We start from the raw sequence: 18,651 nt of genomic DNA, 5'->3' as shown, positions 1-18,651 counted from the left end.
CGTTGCCGGGTGACGACCGAGCCGGTGGAACGCGACTCCCCCGCCGAGATCGCCGCCGAGCACGACGAGGAACGCCCGGCGCGCACCCTGTCCCGCGTTCCCGACCGCGTCGTCTACTTCGTCGCCCTCGCGGTCGCGATCCTGGTGCTCAAGCAGGTGTTCTTCCCCTTCGCCAAGGGCAACCAGTTCTTCCTCGTGCTGTTCCTCGGCGTGACGCTGCCGCTGGTGTTCCTCTGCTACCGCCCGCGGCTGCGCGGCCGCGACGATCCGGGCTGGACCGACTGGGCGCTGGCGGTGGCCGCCCTCGCCGCCGGCCTCTACCCGGTGCTCGTCGGCTACGACGAGTTCCTGAACCGCCAGGGCATCCTGTCGCCGCTCGACATCGTGGCCGGCGCGCTGCTGCTGGTGCTGGTCCTCGAAGCCACCCGCCGCACCACCGGGCTGGTGCTGCCGATCGTCTGCCTGCTCTTCCTGGCCTACGCCTACTACGGGGGTTTCCTCCCGCAGAACTGGGGCATCGCCCACGCGGGCATCGACTTCAGCCAGATCGTCAACGCACTCTTCAACGACGCCAGCGGGTTCTACGGCACTCCGCTGGACGTCGCGGCGAGCTACATCGTGCTGTTCACCCTCTACGGCGCGGTGCTCAACGCCTCGGGCGCCGGCCAGTTCTTCGTGGACATCTCCTTCGCCGCGTTCCGGAAGTCGCGGACCGCACCCGGCCGCACCACCGTGCTCTCGGGCTTCCTGCTCGGCACGGTGTCGGGTTCGGGCACCGCGACCGCGGTCAGCCTCGGCTCGATCACCTGGCCGATCCTGCGGAAAGCCCGCTACCCGAAGGAAAACGCAGGCGGACTGCTCGCCGCGTCCGGCATCGGGGCGATCCTCTCGCCGCCGACGCTGGGTGCCGCGGCGTTCATCATCGCCGAGTACCTGCAGACGTCGTACCTGAAGGTGCTGATCTGGGCGACCGTCCCGACGCTGCTGTACTACCTCGGCATCGTCTTCGCGATGGAGGCCGACGCCCGGCGCTTCCGGGCCGAAGCCGTCGACGTGCCGCACGACGATCCGGGGAAGTTGTTGCGGCGCGGAGGTTATCACTTCCTGTCGCTGGCGATCATCGTCGTGTTCCTCGCCCTGGACATCCCCCCGTTCGCCGCGGTCGTCTACGCCACCGGCGTGGCCGCGCTCTTCGCGCTGATCGCCCGGCGCCACGACCTCAAGGGCTGGGCGAAGGACATGGTCGACGCGCTGTCGGCGGGCGTGCGCGGCGCGCTGCCGGTGATCGCGGTGTGCGCGGCGGCCGGGGTGATCACCTCGACCATCACCAAGACCGGGCTGGGCCTCGAACTCGCCGACGCGCTGGTGGAACTGGCCGGCGCGCTCACCGACAACGGCACGCTGATCCTCGTCCTGACCGTGCTGCTCTCGGCGATCGCGGTCGGCGTGCTGGGCCTGGCCGTGCCGGTCACCGCGAGTTTCATCATCGCCTGGGTCGTGATCGGTCCCGCGCTGGAGACGCTCGGCGTCGCCGACGCCGAGCGGGCGATGTTCATCTTCTACTACGCCGTGCTGTCCGAGGTCACCCCGCCGACGGCGCTCGCCGCGGTCGCGTCGGCGGCCATCACCGGCGGCTCGGTGCTCGGCACCATGTGGCAGTGCTGGAAGTACACGCTCCCGGCGTTCCTGGTGCCGATCGCCTTCGTGCTGACCGACAACGGCGCCGCGCTGCTGCTGGAGTCCGACGTGCTCACCGTGCTGTGGGTGACGGCGGTGTCCGCGCTCGCCGTCGCCGCGCTGGCCGTGGTCACCGGCGGCTGGCTCTTCGGACCGGTCAGCACGCCGGTGCGGCTGCTGTTCGTCCCCGCCGCCCTGTGCCTGCTCTACCTCGAGCCGGTCCCGATCGCGATCGGCGCCGCCTGCGGTGCCGCCGCGCTGCTCACCCACGCCGTGATCAAGAGGAGGACAGCATGAAACGCGCAGTCGCCGCCTTCGCGGTGCTCGCTCTGGCCGTCACCGGCTGCGGCGGCAAGCAGCAGACCGACCAGGCCGCCCCCGGCGGGACGCAGTCCTGCGAAGCGGGCGAAGGCCGCATCACCATCGCCACCGGCAACAGCGGCGGCGTGTACTACGTGCTGGGCGGCGGGCTGGCCCAGCTGATCAGCAACAGCACGAAGCTGCGGGCGACGGCCTCGGAAACCGGGGCGTCGGTGCAGAACATCCAGCAGCTCGTGGCGGGCAACTACGACGTCGCGTTCTCGCTGGCCGACACCGCGGCGGACGCGGTCGACGGCAAGGGCTCGTTCGACGGCAAGCCGCAGAAGATCCAGGCCCTGTCCCGGATCTACCCGAACTCGACGCAGGTGCTGGTGCGCACGGACGCCGGGATCGACAGCGTCGCGGACATGAAGGGCAAGCGGATCTCGACGGGCTCGCCGAAGTCCGGCACCGAGGTCATCGCGAACCGCCTCCTGCAGGCGGCGGGCCTCAAGCCCGACACCGACGTCCAGGCGCAGCGGCTCGACCTGGCCAAGACGGCGGACGGCATGAAGGCGGGCACCCTGGACGGGCTCGTCTGGTCCGGCGGGCTGCCGACCGCGCAGATCACCGACATCACCACGGCCATGAAGGGCCAGGTGAAGTTCCTCGACATCACGCCGTTGCTGCCGAAGCTGAAGCAGGTCAACCCGGTCTACGACCAGGCCGTGATCCCGGCCGCGGCCTACGGGCAGCCCGCGGACGTGCCGACGGTCGTGGTGCCCAACCTGCTGCTGGTGCGCGAAGACTTCCCGGCGGGCAACGCGTGCGCGATCACGAAGCTGATCTTCGACAAGCAGGCGGAGCTGGCGAAGGTGCATCCGGCGGCGAAGGAGATCTCGCGGCAGCTGGCGACGCAGACCGACCCGGTGCCGCTGCACCCGGGCGCCAGGCAAGCCCTGGGCTAGGGTCGGTGAGGTGCAGGACTACCTCGAAGCGGCGGTCCGCGACGTCCTGACGGCACCGGAGGCGCGCGTCGACGACCAGGTGGGGTACGCGGCCTTGCTGCTCGCGGTCTCCGGTGCACTCGACGAAGCCGACCGGCTGGTCACGCAGTGGCTGGCCCGGACCGAACGGCCGGTGACCGCGCTGGCCGCCGACCCGGTGCGGGCCAGGGCGTGGGCGATGCTGTTCGAGGCGCGCGGCGGGCGGCCGGGCTGGGCCGAGGGCCTGCCCCCGCTCGACCTCGACGCGGAGGAGCGCGCCCACACGGCGTCGTTGCGGCGGCCGGTCTCCGACCTCGACGGCGTGCTCCCGCCGGGGCCGGTCGCCGAGGTGGTCAAGCACGTGGCGCCGGCCCGCCCCGATCGCGTCCGGACCGCGCTGGCCGACGGCGACCTCGGACTCTGGGCCACGCTGGCCGGGCCGCGCCCGGACGTCGCCACCCCGGCGGCCACCCGCGCGCTGGCCCCGGCGCTGGTGGCGGGCGCGGACCCGCTCGGCCTGCGCGACTGGGCGCCGGCGTGCGCGGGCGCGCTGATCGCGGCGCTGCACGAGCGGTACCCGCCGGAGCTGGGGACCTGGCCGGAGCTGATCGCGGAGATCGTGCGCCTGCGCGGTCACGACACCGCGACCGGCACGGCGGGCTCGCTCCCGCCGCCGGCGTCGGAGCCGGCGATCCGCTCGGCGGAGCTGCGGCTGGGCGTCGAGCTGCCAGCCGACCACCGCGAGTTCCTGCGCACCTGCGACGGCCTGCCCGCGGACGTCGTCTTCCCGCGCCTGCTCGGCACGGCGGACCTGCGCGCCAAGGGCGGCGTGGTGGTCCTGTCGGAGCCGGCGGTGCTGCTGCTTTCGGCGGGACACGTGGTCGAGGTCGACCCGGTCCTGGGCACGACGGTCCATGCGTCCTTCCGGGCGGCGCTGGTCCGGCACGCCGCGCTGCTGGCCCAGGCAGGCTAGCTTGGACCGGGTGACCACCCTCACCGTGGAGAAGATCACCCCCGAGAACGTCGCCGCCGCGTGCCAGCTGGCCGTCCAGCCGCACCAGAAGAAGTTCGTCGCTCCCGTCGCCGTCTCGCTCGCCGAGGCCTACGCCCAGCCGGAGATCGCCTGGCCGCGCTTGATCATGGGCGACGGCGAGCCCGTCGCCTTCGTCATGGGCCGCTTCGACCCGGACGCCGTTCTCGACTTCTTCCGCTGCGGGATCTGGCGGCTCAACGTCGGCGCCTGCGTCCAGGGCCTCGGCTACGGCCGGTTCGCCGTCGAGACCGTCCTCGACGAGGCCCGGCGGCGGGGCGAAAGGCCGCGACGGTGCTGTGGCTCCCGGCCGACGACGGCCCGGAGGACTTCTACCTCAAGCTGGGCTTCCGCCCCACCGGCCAGGCCCACCACGGCGAGGTGGTGGGCCGGATCGAGCTCTAGGCCTAGACCTGCCCGCGCTTCTTCCGCTCGGTGTACTCGCGCATCCGCTTCGGGTAGCCGACGCGGGCGACCTCGTACACCGGGATCGACCGGCGGTGGCCGAACTGCTGCGCGGCCTCCAGGCTGCCGATGCGGCGCCGGGTCCATTCGCCGTCGTGGGCGATCAACACCACAGTGGTGTCCGTGACGTTGGTCTTCGGCTCGACGAAAGCCTCGACACCCCGCCGCGTGGCCGCCCACTCGTCGAGGTGATGGGTGTCCTCGGAACTGGCTTTCCGCAGCGTGCCGGCCCGCTGTCCCCCCTTGGCCCGCCTGCGCAGCGAGTCGAAGAGCCCCACCTCGACCACCTCTCCTCCCGAGACCTACCCCACTCATTATCCCGATGTCCGCGTGTGGTCGGCGTCGCACACCCGGCTAGGTCGCAGCCCCGTCCGGCGTAGTGACAAGATGGCGGATGTCGCGCGCGCGGTTATACCGGGCGCGCGCGTCGACAGAGCATCACCCCACTGCTTGCCGAGGAGTTAATGAAGTGACCGACACCTCCGCCGACCTCGTGATCCTGGGAGGCGGATCGGGCGGCTACGCCGCGGCGTTCCGCGCGGCCGAGCTGGGCCTTTCCGTCACGCTGATCGAGAAGGACAAGCTGGGCGGGACGTGCCTCCACCGGGGCTGCATCCCGACCAAGGCCCTGCTGCACGCCGCCGAGGTCGCCGACGAGACCCGTGACGCCGAGGCGGTCGGCGTCAAGGCCGTCTTCGAGGGCATCGACATCGCCGGGGTCAACAAGTACAAGGACGGGATCATCGCCCGCCTGTACAAGGGCCTGCAGGGCCTGGCCAAGGCGCACAAGGTGAACCTCGTCGAGGGCGCGGGCACGTTCGTCGGCGGCACGACCGTCGAGGTGGACGGCACCCGCTACACCGGCAAGAACGTCATCCTCGCCACCGGCTCCTACTCGCGCACGCTGCCCGGCCTGGAGCTCGGCGGCCGCATCATCGCCAGCGAGCAGGCCCTCACCCTCGACTACGTCCCCAAGAAGGTCGTGGTCCTCGGCGGCGGCGTCATCGGCGTCGAGTTCGCCAGCGTCTGGGCCTCCTTCGGCGTCGACGTCACCATCGTCGAAGCCCTGCCGCGGCTGGTCCCGAACGAGGACGAGTTCGCGTCCAAGCAGCTCGAGCGCGCGTTCCGCCGCCGCAAGATCGCCTTCAAGACCGGCGTGAAGTTCACCGGCGCGAAGCAGGACGACAACGGCGTGAGCGTCTCGCTGGAATCCGGCGAGACCATCGAGGCCGACCTGCTGCTGGTCGCCGTCGGCCGCGGGCCGAACTCGGCCGGCCACGGCTACGAGGAGGCCGGCGTCAAGATCGAGCGCGGCTTCGTCCTCACCGACGAGCGGCTGCGCACCAACCTGCCGAACGTCTACGCCGTCGGCGACATCGTCCCCGGCCTGCAGCTCGCGCACCGCGGCTTCCAGCAGGGCATCTTCGTCGCCGAGGAGATCGCCGGGCTCAGCCCGCGCGTGATCGACGAGAGCGGCATCCCGCGGGTCACCTACTCGCACCCGGAGGTCGCGTCGGTCGGGCTGACCGAGTCGCAGGCCAAGGACAAGTACGGCTCGGACGTCACGACGTTCACCTACGACCTGGGCGGCAACGGCAAGAGCCAGATCCTCAAGACCTCCGGCGGGGTCAAGCTGGTCAAGGCCCCGGACGGCCCGGTCGTCGGTGTCCACATGGTCGGCGACCGCGTCGGCGAGCTGATCGGCGAAGCGCAGCTGATCTACAGCTGGGAGGCGTTCCCCGAGGACGTCGCCCCGCTGATCCACGCGCACCCCACCCAGACCGAGGCCCTCGGTGAAGCGTTCCTCGCCCTCGCGGGGAAGCCGCTGCACGTGCACAGCTGACGTCCCACCAGCAGAACCCAGACCACGCAGAACTTGGAAGAGGAGTCAGCGAACGATGGCCTACTCCGTCACATTGCCGGAGCTCGGGGAGAGCGTCACCGAAGGCACCGTCACCCGGTGGCTTAAGCAGGAGGGCGACACCGTCGAGGTCGACGAGCCGTTGCTCGAGATCTCGACCGACAAGGTCGACACCGAGGTCCCTTCCCCGGTGGCGGGCACGGTCGTGAAGATCAGCGCCCAGGAGGACGAGACCGTCGAGGTCGGCGGCGAGCTCGCCGTCATCGACGACGGGTCCGGCGGCGTCCCCGAGTCCTCCGCCCCCGCGCAGGAGGAGCAGAAGTCCGAGCCGGAGCCGGAGCAGTCGTCCGAGCCCGAGCCGCAGGCCGCCGACAGCGCGCCGAGCAAGCCGGACACCGCGCCGGCGTCCGGCGGCGAAGGCACCGAGGTGAAGCTGCCCGAGCTGGGCGAAAGCGTCACCGAGGGCACCGTCACCCGCTGGCTGAAGGCGGTCGGCGACTCGGTCGAGGTCGACGAGCCGCTGCTCGAGATCTCCACCGACAAGGTCGACACCGAGGTGCCGTCGCCGGTGGCCGGCACGGTGCTGGAGATCCGCGCGGGCGAGGACGAGACCGTCGAGGTCGGCGGCGTCCTGGCCGTGATCGGGGACGCCGGTGCGGCGCCGAAGGCCGAGTCCGAGCCGGAGCCGGAGGCCAAGCCCGAGCCGAAGCCCGAGCCGAAGCCGGAACCCAAGCCGGAATCCAAGCCGGAGCCGGAGCCGAAGCCCGAGCCGGTCCAGGAGGCCAAGCCCGAGCCCAAGCCGGAACCGAAGCCGCAGGCCGCCCCGGCCTCGGCCGCCACGCAGTCGGCCCCGGCCGCCGCAGCGAAGGAGGGTTCGGCGGACGGCCCGTACGTCACGCCGCTGGTCCGCAAGCTGGCGTCGGAGCACGGCATCGACCTTTCGACGCTGACCGGCAGCGGTGTCGGCGGCCGGATCCGCAAGCAGGACGTCCTGGCCGCGGCCGAGGAGAAGCAGAAGCAGCAGGCTGCCCCGCCGGCCGCCGCCGCCCCGGCCGCCGCCGCTGCCCCGTCGGCGCCGGCCGCGCGTCCCGCGGCCGCGGTGTCGCCGGAGCTCGCCGCGCTGCGCGGCACGGTGCAGAAGGCCAGCCGGATCCGCCAGATCACGGCCACCAAGACCCGCGAGTCGCTGCAGATCGCCGCGCAGCTCACGCAGGTCCAGGAGGTCGACGTCACGAAGATCGCCAAGCTGCGCCAGCGGGCGAAGGCGGGCTTCAAGGAGCGCGAGGGCGTCAACCTGACGTTCCTGCCGTTCTTCGCGAAGGCCACGGTCGAGGCGCTCAAGCAGCACCCGAACGTCAACGCGTCCTACAACGAGGACACGAAGGAGATCACCTACCACGGCGCCGTGCACCTGGGCATCGCGGTGGACACCGAGCGCGGGCTGCTCTCGGTCGTGATCCACGACGCGGGCGAGCTGAGCCTGGCCGGTCTCGCGCACCGGATCGCCGACCTGGCGGGCCGCGCGCGGGCGGGCCAGATCAAGCCGGACGAGCTGTCGGGCGGCACGTTCTCGATCACGAACATCGGCAGCGTCGGCGCGCTGTTCGACACGCCGATCATCGTGCAGCCGCAGTCGGGCATCCTCGGCACCGGCGCGGTCGTCAAGCGCCCGGTGGTCATCGCGGACGCCGACGGCAACGACACGATCGCCATCCGGTCGATGGCGTACCTGCCGCTGACCTACGACCACCGCCTGGTGGACGGGGCCGACGCGGGCCGCTTCCTGACGACGATCAAGCAGCGCCTGGAAGAGGGCAACTTCGAGAGCGAACTCGGTCTCTGAGTCACCTCCGGCGAAGGCCGCCACGGGATCCCCGTGGCGGCCTTCGCCGCATCCGGGCCGGACGTGCGGACCCGCAGCGGATGCGCAACGATCGAAGCATGCGAGTACTCATCGCCGGAGCGAGCGGCTTGATCGGGTCGGCGTTGGGCGACCGCCTGCGGCGCGGAGGCCACGAGGTCCGCCGCCTGGTGCGGCGTGAGGCGCGCGAAGGCGGCGAATTCCGCTGGGACCCGCCGTCGGGCACCATCGCGAGCGGCGCCTTCGAGGGTGTCGACGCCGTCGTGAACCTCGGTGGGCAGCCGCTGTTCCCCGGGCGGTGGAGCGCGATGCGCAAGCAGCAGCTCACCGACAGCCGGGTCGAACCGACCGAGGTACTCGCCGAAGCCGTCGCCGAACACGGCGTCGGCGTGCTGGTCAACGCGTCCGCCGTCGGGTACTACGGCCACACGCGCGAGTCCACTGTGGACGAGACCGCGCCGCGCGGCCGGGGTTTCCTCGCCGAGCTCTGCGAAGCGTGGGAAGCGGCGACGGCGGGTGCCGGGGACGCGCGGGTCGTGCGGATCCGGACGGGGCTGGTCCTGTCGGCGAAGGGCGGGCTGTACGGCACGCTGCGCCCGCTGTTCGCCCTGTGCCTGGGCGGGCGGCTCGGCGACGGCCGCCAGTACATGCCGTGGATCGCGCTGGAGGACGAAGTCGGCGCGATCGTCCACGTCCTCACGCACGACGACGTGTCCGGGCCGGTGAACCTGACCGGGCCGGCGCCGGTGACGAACGCCGAGTTCACCCGCGCCGTCGGCCGTGCGCTGCACCGGCCCGCGCCGTGGTGGGTGCCCGGGATCGCGCTCAAGGCCGTGCTCGGCCAGGCCGGTGCGGAGATGGCGCTGTTCGGGCAGCGGGCCGTCCCGGCGGTGCTGGAGCGGTCCGGGTACGAGTTCCGCCACCGCACCGTGGACAGCGCGCTCGCCGCGGCATGACCGTCCCGCTGAAACGCTGGCTCGTCGTCGGTTTCGCGCTGGTGGCGGCCTTCGTCGCGCTCGGGCTCGGCGTCGCCCGCCACCCGCTGGCCCTCGACGCCCAGGTGGCGAACGCGCTCCACGGCGTCTACACGCAGCCGCTCGGGCGGGTGGCGGCGATCGGCAGCGACATCCTCGGCCCGGTGCTCCCGTACGTGCTCGGCGTGGCGCTGCTCGCACTGGCGCTGCGGCACCGGCAGCACACGGGGTTGTGCGTGCGGCTCGCCGTCGTGCTGGTGCTGTGCCGGCTGACCAGCCTGACGGCCAAGCCGGTCTTCCTGCGCGAACGCCCGCGCGACTACCCGGACCTGAGCTACCCGAGCGGGCACGTGGTGTCGGTGGCGAGCACCGGCTTCGTCCTGCTCCTGCTGTGCGCGTGGCTGTGGCCGCGGATCCTCCGGCGCGTGGCGGCGGCCGTCGCGGTGGCGGTGGTGCTGTCGGCGGCCTGCCGCGTCGTGCTCGGCGTGCACTGGGTGACGGACACGATCGGCGCAGTGCTGGCGGTGGCCGGTGTCGGGCTGCTCTCGGCGTGCGCCTTGCGGCTGCTTCCCCCGGGTGACGGGCGTAGCCTCGACGGGTGAGTTCTTCCCGCACTTCCTGCCGCGCCAGCACCGAGCCCGTCGACGTTCGCGAGCTCGGCACGATCGACTACACCGAAGCCTGGGAGCTCCAGCGGAGCTCCTTGACGGCCCGGGCGGACGGCACCGCGCCGGACACGATGCTCCTGCTGCAGCACCCGTCGGTGTACACGGCGGGCAAGCGCACCGAGCCGGCCGACCGCCCCGCGGACGGCACCCCGGTGATCGACGTCGACCGCGGCGGCAAGATCACCTGGCACGGCCCGGGCCAGCTGGTCGGCTACCCGATCGTGAAGCTCGCCGACCCGATCGACGTGGTCCACTACGTGCGGCGCCTGGAGGAGGCGCTGATCCACGTGTGCGACCAGCTCGGCGTGGCCAGCGGCCGGGTCGAGGGCCGCAGCGGCGTCTGGATCCCGGCCGACGACCGCGGCATCGAGCGCAAGATCGCGGCCATCGGCATCCGCGTCCAGCGCGGCGTGACGATGCACGGCTTCGAGCTCAACTGCAACGCGGACCTGACGGCGTTCGACAACATCGTCCCCTGCGGCATCCGCGACGCGGGCGTGACGTCACTGTCGTACGAGCTCCAGCGGGACGTGACGGTGGAGGCGGTACTCCCCTTGGCCCGCGACGCCGTCTTGGCGGCCCTCGAAGGTGAGCTCCCGGTGAGCGAGGACCGCTGGCTCCCCCGCCCGAAGGCCCCCGAGGCAGCGGGCGTGACGTTCGCCCTGCAGAACTGAAAGCGGCCGGCCTCCTGTGGACAACAGGAGGCCGGCCCTGCTTTCGCGGTCCGGAACTGTCGGTCCCCTCCGCCAGCGTGGAAACCGGGGGCTGCTCAGTCCAGCTGCGGCGCCACTTCGGCGGCGATCAGGTCGAGCTGGTCCAGATCCGCCAGGTCCAGCAGCTGCAGGTAGACCCGCGTGACCCCGGTCTTCTCCCGCCACTGTCCGATTCGGTCCACGACCTCCGCCGGCGTCCCGGCCAGGCCGTTGGCCCGCAGGTCGTCGACGTCGCGCCCGATGACCGAAGCCCGCTGGGCGACCTCCGCATCGGACCGCCCGACCGCGATCACCAGCGCCACCGAGCGCAGGATCTCCTTCGGGTCGCGGCCGATCTCCGCCGCCGCGGCCTCGACGCGGGCGAACTGGGCCGCCGCCGTCTCGGCGTCGGTGAACGGCAGGTTGAACTCGTCGGCGAACCGCGCGGCCAGCGCCGGCGTGCGCTTCTTGCCGCCGCCGCCGATGATCACCGGCGGGGCCGGGGACTGCGCCGGCTTCGGCAGCGCCGGCGAGTCGGTCAGCTTGTAGTACTGGCCGTCGAACGAGTACGTCGAGCCCGCCGGCGTCTTCCACAGGCCGGTGACGATCTCGAGCTGCTCGGCGTAGCGGTCGAAGCGCTCCTTCAGCGGCGGCAGCGTCAGGCCGTACGCCTCGTGCTCGGCGTCGTACCAGCCGGCGCCGAGACCGAACTCGACGCGGCCGCCGGACATCCGGTCGACCTGCGCCACCGAGATGGCCAGCGGTCCCGGGTGGCGGAACGTCGCCGCGGTGACGAGCGTGCCCAGCCGGATCCGGCTGGTCTCCCTGGCCAGGCCGGCGAGGGTGATCCACGCGTCGGTCGGGCCGGGCAGGCCGTCGGCCGAGCCCATCTTCAGGTAGTGGTCGCTGCGGAAGAAGGCGTCGTACCCGGCGGCTTCGGTCGCCTTGGCGACGCGCAGCAGGTCGTCGTAGCTGGCCCCTTGCTGGGGCTCGGTGAAGATCCTCAAGTCCACGACGTCAGCCTATAGAGACGTCGGGCTCCGTGCGCCTCAGCCGGACCAGCATGCGGACGATCACATCTTCGATCTCGGCGCTGACCTTCTTCGGATCGGGCGAACTGGCGATTTCGGTCGCCGCGCTCGACAGGGCGCCGAACAGCAGCCGCGCGGTGACGTCGACCGGCACCGGCTCGACCTCGCCCGCGTCGATCAGCGACTGCAGGCCGGACCGCACCAGCCCGAAGCTGCACCGCTCCTCGGCCTCGCGCCAGCGCTCCCAGCCCATCACGACCGGCGCCTCGTGGATGGCGATCCGCTGGTAGGCGGGGTCGAGGCAGGCGCGGAGGAACGCGTTGAGCCCGGCGAGCGCGCGCTCCCACGGGGTGCCCTCGCCGGTCATGATCTTGTCCAGCCGGTCGTAGACGAGGCTCTCGACCTGGTCGAACGCGGCTTCGAACAACGCCTGCTTGCCGCTGAAGTGGTGGTACAGGGCGCCTTTGGTCACCCGGGCGCGTTTGGCGACCTCGTCGAGCGAGGTCCCCGCGTAACCGCGTTTGGTGATCAGTTCGACCGCGCTGTCGACCAGCGCGGACCGCGTCGACTCGGAGTAGTCGAGTCGTCTGGACCTCATTGTCGCCACCTTCACAACTTTACGCCGGAAACAGCTCTCCATACTCATGGTATGTTCGGCGCGTCAGGTCCGTACCGGGAGTATGCCGCAGACCCGCGGTATGACCCGGGCCACGGAAGGGGAGCCACACGATGAGCTGGACCGACTTCTACCGACGTCAGGAAATTCTCGAAGCCACTGTCCGCCTGGCCGCCCGGAACCCGGGCGAGCCGCTGCCGCTCGAGGAGGTACCCGGCGCCGAGGAGTACTTCGGCACCGAGGAGAACGTCCTCACCGCCCTGCAGTACCAGTGGACGCGCACGCTGAGCGGCCGCCTGCGCTCCGAGGTCGCCGACCCGGACGACGCCGACGGCCTCGGCGACCACGTCGACGCCGTCACCCGCGCCTGGCGCGCCGCCGTCGACGAGCACGCCGACCTGCGCGCGGTCCTCGACGGCGCCTACGAGCGGCACGCGTCGCTGCGCCGGATGCACGAGGGTGAGCTGCGGATGCTCGCCGTCACGGCCGGGCTGGCCGACCCGCGCGAGCCCGCCGGCGAGATCGTCAAGGTGGGCCGCGCCTTCGAGGCGCTGCTGCGCGCGAACCGCGATGAGTCCGCGCGTCGCCGTCCGGTGTTCGGACACCTTCGCCGGTTGCTCGCGCCCAGCGCGTAAACGGAGTTAAGTAAGCGCATGACCCAGCGCTGGACCGAAGCCGACATCGCCGACCAGAGTGGCCGGACCGTCCTGGTCACCGGGGCGAACTCCGGTCTGGGGCTGCGCACCGCCGAGGTGCTCGCGGGCAAGGGGGCCCGCGTGCTCCTCGCCTGCCGCTCCGCCGAACGCGGCGCGAAGGCACTCGATCTCGTGAAAGCGGCCGCCGCGGGCGCCGAACCCGAGCTCGTCCCACTGGACCTGAGCGAACTCGCGTCGGTGCGCGCGGCCGCCGCGACGGTGCGGGAACGCACCGGCGACACCCTCGACGTGCTGGTCAACAACGCGGGCGTGATGGCCACCGCCCGCGGCCGCACCGCCGACGGCTTCGAGCTGCAGTTCGGCACCAACCACCTCGGGCACGCGGCGCTGACCTGGCTGCTGCTGCCCGCCCTGCGCGGCGGACGGCACGCCCGCGTCGTCGCGCTGTCGAGCCTGGCCGCCGTCGGCGCCCGGATCGACGTCGAAGACCCCAACGCCGAGCACCGCCGCTACAACCCGGCGACCGCGTACGGGCAGTCGAAGCTGGCGAACCAGGTGTTCGCCATCGAACTCGACCGGCGGCTGCGCGCGGCCGGCGACGACGTCGTCAGCGTCGCCGCCCACCCCGGCTACACCGCGACCGGCCTCGGCAGCGGCATGGCGCGGTCGTACACCAACCCGGTGGTCCGGTCGGTCATCGCCGGCGGCCACAAGATCGGCGAGATCCTGTTCGCGCAGAACGTCCGCCAGGGCGCGCTGCCGCAGCTGTACGCGGCCACGACGGACGGCGTCGAAGGCGGCGATTACATCGTCCCGGGCGGCCTCGGCGGCCTGCGCGGCAACCCGGTCAAGACGCACCCCCTGGCGGCCGCGCGCAGCGAGCCGCTGGGGGCGGCGTTGTGGGATGTCACCGCGAAGCTGACCGGCGTCACCCCGGATCCCGCTTAACCCGGACGGGCGTACGGTTGAGGGCGTGAGTGCTGCGCCTGAAGGCCGGAAGCTGCTGCGTCTCGAGGTTCGCAACAGTGAGACGCCGATCGAGAAGAAGCCGTCGTGGATCAAGACGCGGGTGCGGATGGGTCCGGAGTTCACCGAGCTCAAGGGTCTGGTTCGCCGCGAGGGTTTGCACACGGTGTGCGAAGAGGCCGGTTGTCCGAACATCTACGAGTGCTGGGAAGACCGCGAAGCCACATTCCTCATCGGCGGCGACCAATGCACCCGGCGTTGTGACTTCTGCCAGATCGATACCGGGAAGCCGGCCGAGCTGGACCGTACCGAGCCGCGGAAGGTCGCGGAGTCGGTACAGGCCATGGGATTGCGGTATTCGACGGTCACCGGTGTGGCCCGGGATGACCTGCCCGATGGCGGTGCCTGGCTCTACGCGGAGACCGTCCGGCAGATCCACGACTTGAATCCCGGTACAGGTGTGGAGTTGCTGATCCCGGACTTCAACGCGGATCCGGACCAGCTGGCGGAGGTGTTCGGGTCGCGGCCGGAGGTGCTGGCGCACAACGTGGAGACGGTGCCGCGGATTTTCAAGCGGATCCGTCCCGGGTTCCGGTATGCGCGTTCGCTGGAGGTCATCACGAAGGCGCGTGAGGCCGGTTTGGTGACCAAGTCGAACCTGATCCTCGGCATGGGTGAAACGCCGGACGAGGTGGCTCCGGCGATGCGGGATCTGGTCGATGCGGGCTGTGAGATCTTGACGATTACGCAGTACCTGCGTCCCTCTGCCCGGCACCACCCGGTGGACCGGTGGGTGAAGCCGGAGGAGTTCGTCGAGCACTCGAAGGCGGCCGAGGCGATGGGCTTCGCCGGCGTCATGGCCGGGCCGCTGGTGCGCTCCTCGTACCGCGCGGGGCGGCTCTACGCCCAGACCAAGGCCCACCGGGGCGAGGTACTGCCCGAGAACCTGCAGCACCTGGCGGCCGAAGGCCCCGCCGCGCAGGAAGCCGCGTCGCTCCTGGCTCGGTGACCCACGTCACCCCACCATCCTTAAAGGATCGGTAAAGTGGCGGCATGGCCCTGGTTTCGGACCTCCTCAGCTGGTTGCAAGGACTCCCGGAACCGGGGCTCGTCGCCGCGACCGGCGGCCTGGTGTTCGCCGAGTGCACGATCGGGCTGGGCTTCGTGGCGCCCGGCGAATCCGGGCTGCTCGTCGCCGCGACGACGGCGAACACCGTCCCGCGGTTCCTGGTCCTGTGGCTGGTCGTCACCCTCTGCGCGACGGCCGGCGACGCGCTCGGCTACGTCATCGGCCGCCGTTTCGGGCCCCGCCTGCGTGAGACCAAGCTGATCCGCAAGTACGGCCTGGAGGCCTGGGACAAGGCCACCGGCGTCCTCGAGCGCCGGGGCGCCTGGGCGGTGTTCTTCGCCCGGTTCCTGCCGGTGATCCGGACCCTGACGCCGGCCGCGGCCGGAACTTCCGGACTGCCGTTCCGCAAGTTCCTGCCGGCCGCCGCGGCGGGCGCGTTCTGCTGGTCGCTGGCCCACATCAGCATCGGCGCGGCGCTGGGCGAAGCCGCCAAGCGCATCGAAGGCGTCCTGAACACCGGCGGCCTGATCGTGGTCGCCGTGCTCGCCGCGGTGGCCGTGTTCTTCCTGCTGCGGCTGAAGAAGCGCAAGGCGGCGGCCACGCCCGAGCGAGAGCCCGAACGCGTGCCCTGAGTACTACATTCGGCGGCATGAGTCTCGCGGATCTCCCCCGGCCGATCGGCTTCGTCCTCGGCGGGGGCGGCAGCCTCGGCGCCATGCAGGTCGGCATGCTGCGCGCCCTGACCGAGGCCGGGCTGACGCCGGACATCGTGACCGGCACGTCGGTCGGTTCGCTCAACGCCGCCGTCCTGGCCCGCTCCGGCACCGACGCGCTCGCCGGGCTGCACGACATCTGGGCGCACATGACGCGGGCCGAGGCGTTCCCCGGTGGCGTGCTCAGCCGCGTCCGGACGCTGACGCAGAGCAAGACGCACCTGTTCCCCAACACCGGCCTGGCCGGGATCATCGCCGACCACCTCGGCGCTTCGACGCGCTTCGAGGACCTGCCGCTGCCGCTGGGCGTCGTCACCACCCAGGTCGACACGGCCGAGCCGTTGCTGATCCGGTCCGGGCGCCTGCTCGAGCCACTGCTGGCGAGCTGCGCGATCCCGGGGATCTTCCCGCCGGTGGAGCACGACGGGCGGCTGCTGTACGACGGCGGGCTCGTCGCGAACGTGCCGATGCGGCAGGCCCTCGCGATGGGGGCGGAGTCCCTGGTGGTGCTCGACTGCGCGTTCCCCGGGAAGCTGCCGGGCGCGCCGCGGACGTTCGCCGAGGTGATGATGTTCACCGCGATGATCAGCATGCGGAACCAGGCCGTGCTGGAGGCGCCGGTGGCGGCGGCGCGGGTGCCGGTGCTGTACCTGCCGGGGCCCGCGCCGGTCCGGGTGAACCCGCTGGATTTCGGGCACACGGAAGCACTGGCGGACGAGGCGTATTCGGCGGCGCGCGAGTTCCTCGGCTCGATCTCGGTGAACGGGCCGGGACTTTACGGCGCACCCGGCCTCGTCATTACGTGATCCACGTCACGCGGATGCACCGATCCGACGGCAAGAACGTCATCGCTATCGCGTAGTTTTGATGACGAATGCCCGCCGATCCCAATTCCCAAAAAGAGACAATATGCTCCCCAAGAAGATTTTACTTTCGGTGGCCGGAATCCTCGCCGGAGCACTGCTGCTTTCCGCCTGTTCGTCCGGTGACGACGGTGGTTCGCCCGCCGGCGGGGACCCGGCGTCGGGCTCGGCCGCGCCGTCCGACACGCCGGTCGCGGTCACGTTCGAGCCCGCCGGCGGCACGGCGGTGAACCCGGCGATGCCGATCGTCGTCAAGGCGGCCAACGGGAAACTCCTCGACGTCACGGTGACCAACCCGGCCAAGGGGAAGACGGTCGCCGGCAAGCTGGCGGCGGACGGGTCGAGCTGGACGTCCACCGAGCCGCTCGGCTACGGCGCGACGTACAAGATCGTCGCGCACGCGCAGGGCAGCAACGGGAAGCCGGTCGAGCAGGCCAACCAGATCACGACGCTGTCGCCGAAGAAGCAGGCGAACGCCAATTTGATCCCGGCGCCATCCGCGGTGGCGAGCACGGGCGTCGGCGTCGGCCAGCCGATCGTGTTCAGCTTCGGCAAAGTCGCCGTCAAGAACAAGGCGGCGGTCGAGAAGGCCCTGACGGTCGAGTCGACCCCGAAGCAGGAGGGCGGCTGGTACTGGATCGACGACTCGAACGTCCACTACCGGCCGAAGGAGTACTGGAAGGCCGGCACAACGCTGAAGGTGACGGCGAAGATCTACGGCGTCGACTTCGGCGGCGGCGTGTTCGGCGCGGAGGACCGCACGGAAACGTACAAGGTCCACGATTCCTGGATCGCGAAGGCGGACGGGAACACCGAGCAGATGCAGATCTTCCACAACGGCCAGATGGTGAAGTCGATGCCGATTTCGATGGGCAAGGACGCCACGCCGACCCACCTGGGCGCGCACGTGATTTCGGACAAGCAGGCCAATTACACGATGGATTCCTGCACCTACGGCGTCTGCCCGCCGGATCCGAAGGCGTACCGCTCGAACGAAAAGTGGTCGGAACGCATTTCCAACGACGGCGAGTTCGTCCACGAGAACCCGAACAGCGTGGGCCAGCAGGGCAGTTCGAACGTGTCGCACGGGTGCATCAACCTGAACGACGCGAACGCCCAGTGGTTCTTCCAGAACATGGGCCTGGGCGACGTCGTGGAGGTGACCAACTCGGGCGGCCCCCAGCTCCCGGTCTGGGACCTGTACGGCGACTGGTCCAAGTCCTGGCCCGACTGGCAAGCCGGCTCGGCCATCAAGTAACCGTCACCTTCCCGCCACTCACCTACCGGCCTACCAGGCAAGGGGGGGTCAGGAGCTCCGCTCCTGACCCCCCCTTCATGCCTCACCCGCCCCCACCCCGTGTCGTCCGCCTAAGTACGCGTGTCGTCCACCCAGGCACGCGTGTCGTCCCTTCAATCACGGGAGTCGACTCTCCAGTCACGGGAGTTGACCTTCTGATCACGTGAGTTCCAGGCCGGGTCGCCGGCGACCCGTACCGGAACGGACGACACGCGTGTCCCGATGGACGACACGCGTACCCAGACGGACGACACAACACGCCGGAACGGTCGGCCGGCGTGATCAGGAGGTCGACACGTGTGATTGGGGGGTCGACACGGCCGGGGCCGGGAATGGAGAAAGGGCCTGGGCCGGGAGACTGTTGGTCTCTACCGGGCCCAGGCCCTTTTCTCAAAGTAAGTTCGGCGGTGTCCTACTCTCCCACAACCCTTCGGTTGCAGTACCATCGGCGCTGTCAGGCTTAGCTTCCGGGTTCGGAATGGGACCGGGCGTTTCCCTGACGCTATAACCACCGAAACACTGTGAAACACGCGTGGTGTTTCAGAACCGTAGAGTGGATGCGTAACATCTTTGTAGGCAAGTCCTCGGCCTATTAGTACCAGTCAACTCGACAACACATTACTGTGCTTCCATTTCTGGCCTATCAACCCAATGGTCTGTTGGGGGCCTTAACCCACAAAGGGGTGGGATACCTCATCTTGGAACAGGCTTCCCGCTTAGATGCCTTCAGCGGTTATCCCTTCCGAACGTGGCCAACCAGCCATGCCCTTGGCAGAACAACTGGCACACCAGAGGTTCGTCCGTCCCGGTCCTCTCGTACTAGGGACAGCCTTCCTCAAGTATCCTACGCGCGCGGCGGATAGGGACCGAACTGTCTCACGACGTTCTAAACCCAGCTCGCGTGCCGCTTTAATGGGCGAACAGCC

The 18,651-nt window shown here is 70.7% G+C and carries 17 protein-coding genes, 2 rRNA genes and 1 pseudogene; 15 read left to right on the top strand and 5 right to left on the bottom strand.

The features are described from left to right. Positions 1–9: 9 nt before the first annotated feature. The 4 genes and pseudogenes from DV20_RS17480 (at position 10) to DV20_RS17465 (ending at position 4,398) form a co-directional block, all read left to right on the top strand. On the top strand, positions 10–1,974 hold the full coding sequence (locus tag DV20_RS17480) for a TRAP transporter permease (protein ID WP_043781513.1): 1,965 nt from the start codon (positions 10–12) through the stop codon (positions 1,972–1,974). Continuing rightward, positions 1,971–2,945, top strand: a complete 975-nt coding sequence (locus DV20_RS17475) for a TAXI family TRAP transporter solute-binding subunit (protein WP_043781511.1) — start codon at positions 1,971–1,973, stop codon at positions 2,943–2,945. Before DV20_RS17480 ends, DV20_RS17475 begins: the two co-directional genes overlap by 4 nt. Positions 2,946–2,955: 10 nt before the next feature. Then, on the top strand, positions 2,956–3,936 hold the full coding sequence (locus tag DV20_RS17470; RefSeq protein ID WP_043781510.1) for an SMI1/KNR4 family protein: 981 nt from the start codon (positions 2,956–2,958) through the stop codon (positions 3,934–3,936). 10 nt (positions 3,937–3,946) lie between these two features. After that, positions 3,947–4,398 (top strand): annotated as a pseudogene (locus DV20_RS17465) (GNAT family N-acetyltransferase). 2 nt (positions 4,399–4,400) lie between these two features. On the opposite strand, the gene DV20_RS17460 reads toward DV20_RS17465, so the two are convergent. Continuing rightward, entirely contained in the window at positions 4,401–4,745 is a 345-nt protein-coding gene (locus DV20_RS17460) for a hypothetical protein (protein ID WP_043781508.1), read from the bottom strand. Positions 4,746–4,927: 182 nt separating this feature from the next. Between DV20_RS17460 and lpdA the strand changes: the two genes are divergently transcribed. The 5 genes from lpdA (at position 4,928) to lipB (ending at position 10,496) form a co-directional block, all read left to right on the top strand. After that, positions 4,928–6,301, top strand: coding sequence for a dihydrolipoyl dehydrogenase (gene lpdA / locus DV20_RS17455; protein ID WP_043781507.1), 1,374 nt, complete (start codon positions 4,928–4,930; stop codon positions 6,299–6,301). 55 nt (positions 6,302–6,356) lie between these two features. After that, the gene (gene sucB, locus DV20_RS17450; RefSeq protein ID WP_043781505.1) at positions 6,357–8,162 is read left to right on the top strand and encodes a 2-oxoglutarate dehydrogenase, E2 component, dihydrolipoamide succinyltransferase; all 1,806 of its coding nucleotides are present in this window, start codon (positions 6,357–6,359) and stop codon (positions 8,160–8,162) included. Positions 8,163–8,260: 98 nt separating this feature from the next. Next, positions 8,261–9,136 carry a TIGR01777 family oxidoreductase gene (locus tag DV20_RS17445; RefSeq protein WP_043781504.1) on the top strand — a complete coding sequence of 292 codons (876 nt, stop codon included), beginning with the start codon at positions 8,261–8,263 and terminating at the stop codon, positions 9,134–9,136. Next, positions 9,133–9,756 carry a phosphatase PAP2 family protein gene (locus tag DV20_RS17440; RefSeq protein ID WP_043781503.1) on the top strand — a complete coding sequence of 208 codons (624 nt, stop codon included), beginning with the start codon at positions 9,133–9,135 and terminating at the stop codon, positions 9,754–9,756. Before DV20_RS17445 ends, DV20_RS17440 begins: the two co-directional genes overlap by 4 nt. Further along, the gene (gene lipB / locus DV20_RS17435) at positions 9,753–10,496 is read left to right on the top strand and encodes a lipoyl(octanoyl) transferase LipB (protein WP_043781501.1); all 744 of its coding nucleotides are present in this window, start codon (positions 9,753–9,755) and stop codon (positions 10,494–10,496) included. Before DV20_RS17440 ends, lipB begins: the two co-directional genes overlap by 4 nt. 95 nt (positions 10,497–10,591) lie before the next feature. On the opposite strand, the gene DV20_RS17430 is transcribed toward lipB, so the two are convergent. Both DV20_RS17430 and DV20_RS17425 read right to left on the bottom strand, forming a co-directional pair. After that, on the bottom strand, positions 10,592–11,527 hold the full coding sequence (locus tag DV20_RS17430) for an LLM class F420-dependent oxidoreductase (RefSeq protein ID WP_043781500.1): 936 nt from the start codon (positions 11,525–11,527) through the stop codon (positions 10,592–10,594). Between the two features lie 4 nt (positions 11,528–11,531). Then, entirely contained in the window at positions 11,532–12,143 is a 612-nt protein-coding gene (locus DV20_RS17425) for a TetR/AcrR family transcriptional regulator (protein WP_043781499.1), read from the bottom strand. Between the two features lie 131 nt (positions 12,144–12,274). Here DV20_RS17425 and DV20_RS17420 point away from each other — a divergent pair, with 131 nt between their 5' ends. From DV20_RS17420 to DV20_RS17395, 6 genes are all read left to right on the top strand, one after another. Further along, entirely contained in the window at positions 12,275–12,796 is a 522-nt protein-coding gene (locus tag DV20_RS17420) for a hypothetical protein (RefSeq protein ID WP_043781497.1), read from the top strand. A gap of 18 nt (positions 12,797–12,814) precedes the next feature. Continuing rightward, complete coding sequence (locus DV20_RS17415; protein WP_043781496.1) at positions 12,815–13,765, top strand: oxidoreductase; 951 nt, start codon at positions 12,815–12,817, stop codon at positions 13,763–13,765. 25 nt (positions 13,766–13,790) lie between these two features. Continuing rightward, complete coding sequence (gene lipA / locus DV20_RS17410; RefSeq protein ID WP_043781495.1) at positions 13,791–14,792, top strand: lipoyl synthase; 1,002 nt, start codon at positions 13,791–13,793, stop codon at positions 14,790–14,792. A gap of 44 nt (positions 14,793–14,836) precedes the next feature. Next, positions 14,837–15,484, top strand: coding sequence for a DedA family protein (locus DV20_RS17405; protein ID WP_043781494.1), 648 nt, complete (start codon positions 14,837–14,839; stop codon positions 15,482–15,484). 17 nt (positions 15,485–15,501) lie between these two features. Further along, positions 15,502–16,371 carry a patatin-like phospholipase family protein gene (locus DV20_RS17400; RefSeq protein ID WP_043781493.1) on the top strand — a complete coding sequence of 290 codons (870 nt, stop codon included), beginning with the start codon at positions 15,502–15,504 and terminating at the stop codon, positions 16,369–16,371. Positions 16,372–16,474: 103 nt separating this feature from the next. After that, positions 16,475–17,686 (top strand): L,D-transpeptidase, encoded by a 1,212-nt coding sequence (locus tag DV20_RS17395; protein WP_200876450.1) that lies wholly within the window; start codon positions 16,475–16,477, stop codon positions 17,684–17,686. 438 nt (positions 17,687–18,124) lie between these two features. Here the strand turns inward: DV20_RS17395 and rrf are convergent. Beyond that, a 5S ribosomal RNA gene (rrf, locus tag DV20_RS17390) occupies positions 18,125–18,241 on the bottom strand. 56 nt (positions 18,242–18,297) lie between these two features. Continuing rightward, positions 18,298–18,651: ribosomal RNA gene (locus DV20_RS17385) — 23S ribosomal RNA — on the bottom strand; the annotation flags it as partial.

Origin of the sequence: Amycolatopsis rifamycinica, assembly GCF_000695625.1 — a bacterium.
In the GTDB taxonomy this organism is placed as follows: domain Bacteria; phylum Actinomycetota; class Actinomycetes; order Mycobacteriales; family Pseudonocardiaceae; genus Amycolatopsis; species Amycolatopsis rifamycinica.
Note: the sequence above shows the minus strand (reverse complement) of the source record. Positions and strands in the feature narration are given on the sequence as shown.

What these genes read in the sequence shown, in the direction of transcription:
- DV20_RS17475 (WP_043781511.1), top strand. Translation starts at nt 1,971, where the DNA reads ATGAAACGCGCAGTCGCCGCCTTCGCGGTGCTCGCTCTGGCCGTCACC.
- sucB (WP_043781505.1), top strand. Translation starts at nt 6,357, where the DNA reads ATGGCCTACTCCGTCACATTGCCGGAGCTCGGGGAGAGCGTCACCGAA.
- DV20_RS17445 (WP_043781504.1), top strand. Translation starts at nt 8,261, where the DNA reads ATGCGAGTACTCATCGCCGGAGCGAGCGGCTTGATCGGGTCGGCGTTG.
- DV20_RS17440 (WP_043781503.1), top strand. Translation starts at nt 9,133, where the DNA reads ATGACCGTCCCGCTGAAACGCTGGCTCGTCGTCGGTTTCGCGCTGGTG.
- DV20_RS17425 (WP_043781499.1), bottom strand. Translation starts at nt 12,143, where the DNA reads ATGAGGTCCAGACGACTCGACTACTCCGAGTCGACGCGGTCCGCGCTG.
- DV20_RS17420 (WP_043781497.1), top strand. Translation starts at nt 12,275, where the DNA reads ATGAGCTGGACCGACTTCTACCGACGTCAGGAAATTCTCGAAGCCACT.
- DV20_RS17415 (WP_043781496.1), top strand. Translation starts at nt 12,815, where the DNA reads ATGACCCAGCGCTGGACCGAAGCCGACATCGCCGACCAGAGTGGCCGG.
- DV20_RS17405 (WP_043781494.1), top strand. Translation starts at nt 14,837, where the DNA reads ATGGCCCTGGTTTCGGACCTCCTCAGCTGGTTGCAAGGACTCCCGGAA.
- DV20_RS17400 (WP_043781493.1), top strand. Translation starts at nt 15,502, where the DNA reads ATGAGTCTCGCGGATCTCCCCCGGCCGATCGGCTTCGTCCTCGGCGGG.
- DV20_RS17395 (WP_200876450.1), top strand. Translation starts at nt 16,475, where the DNA reads ATGCTCCCCAAGAAGATTTTACTTTCGGTGGCCGGAATCCTCGCCGGA.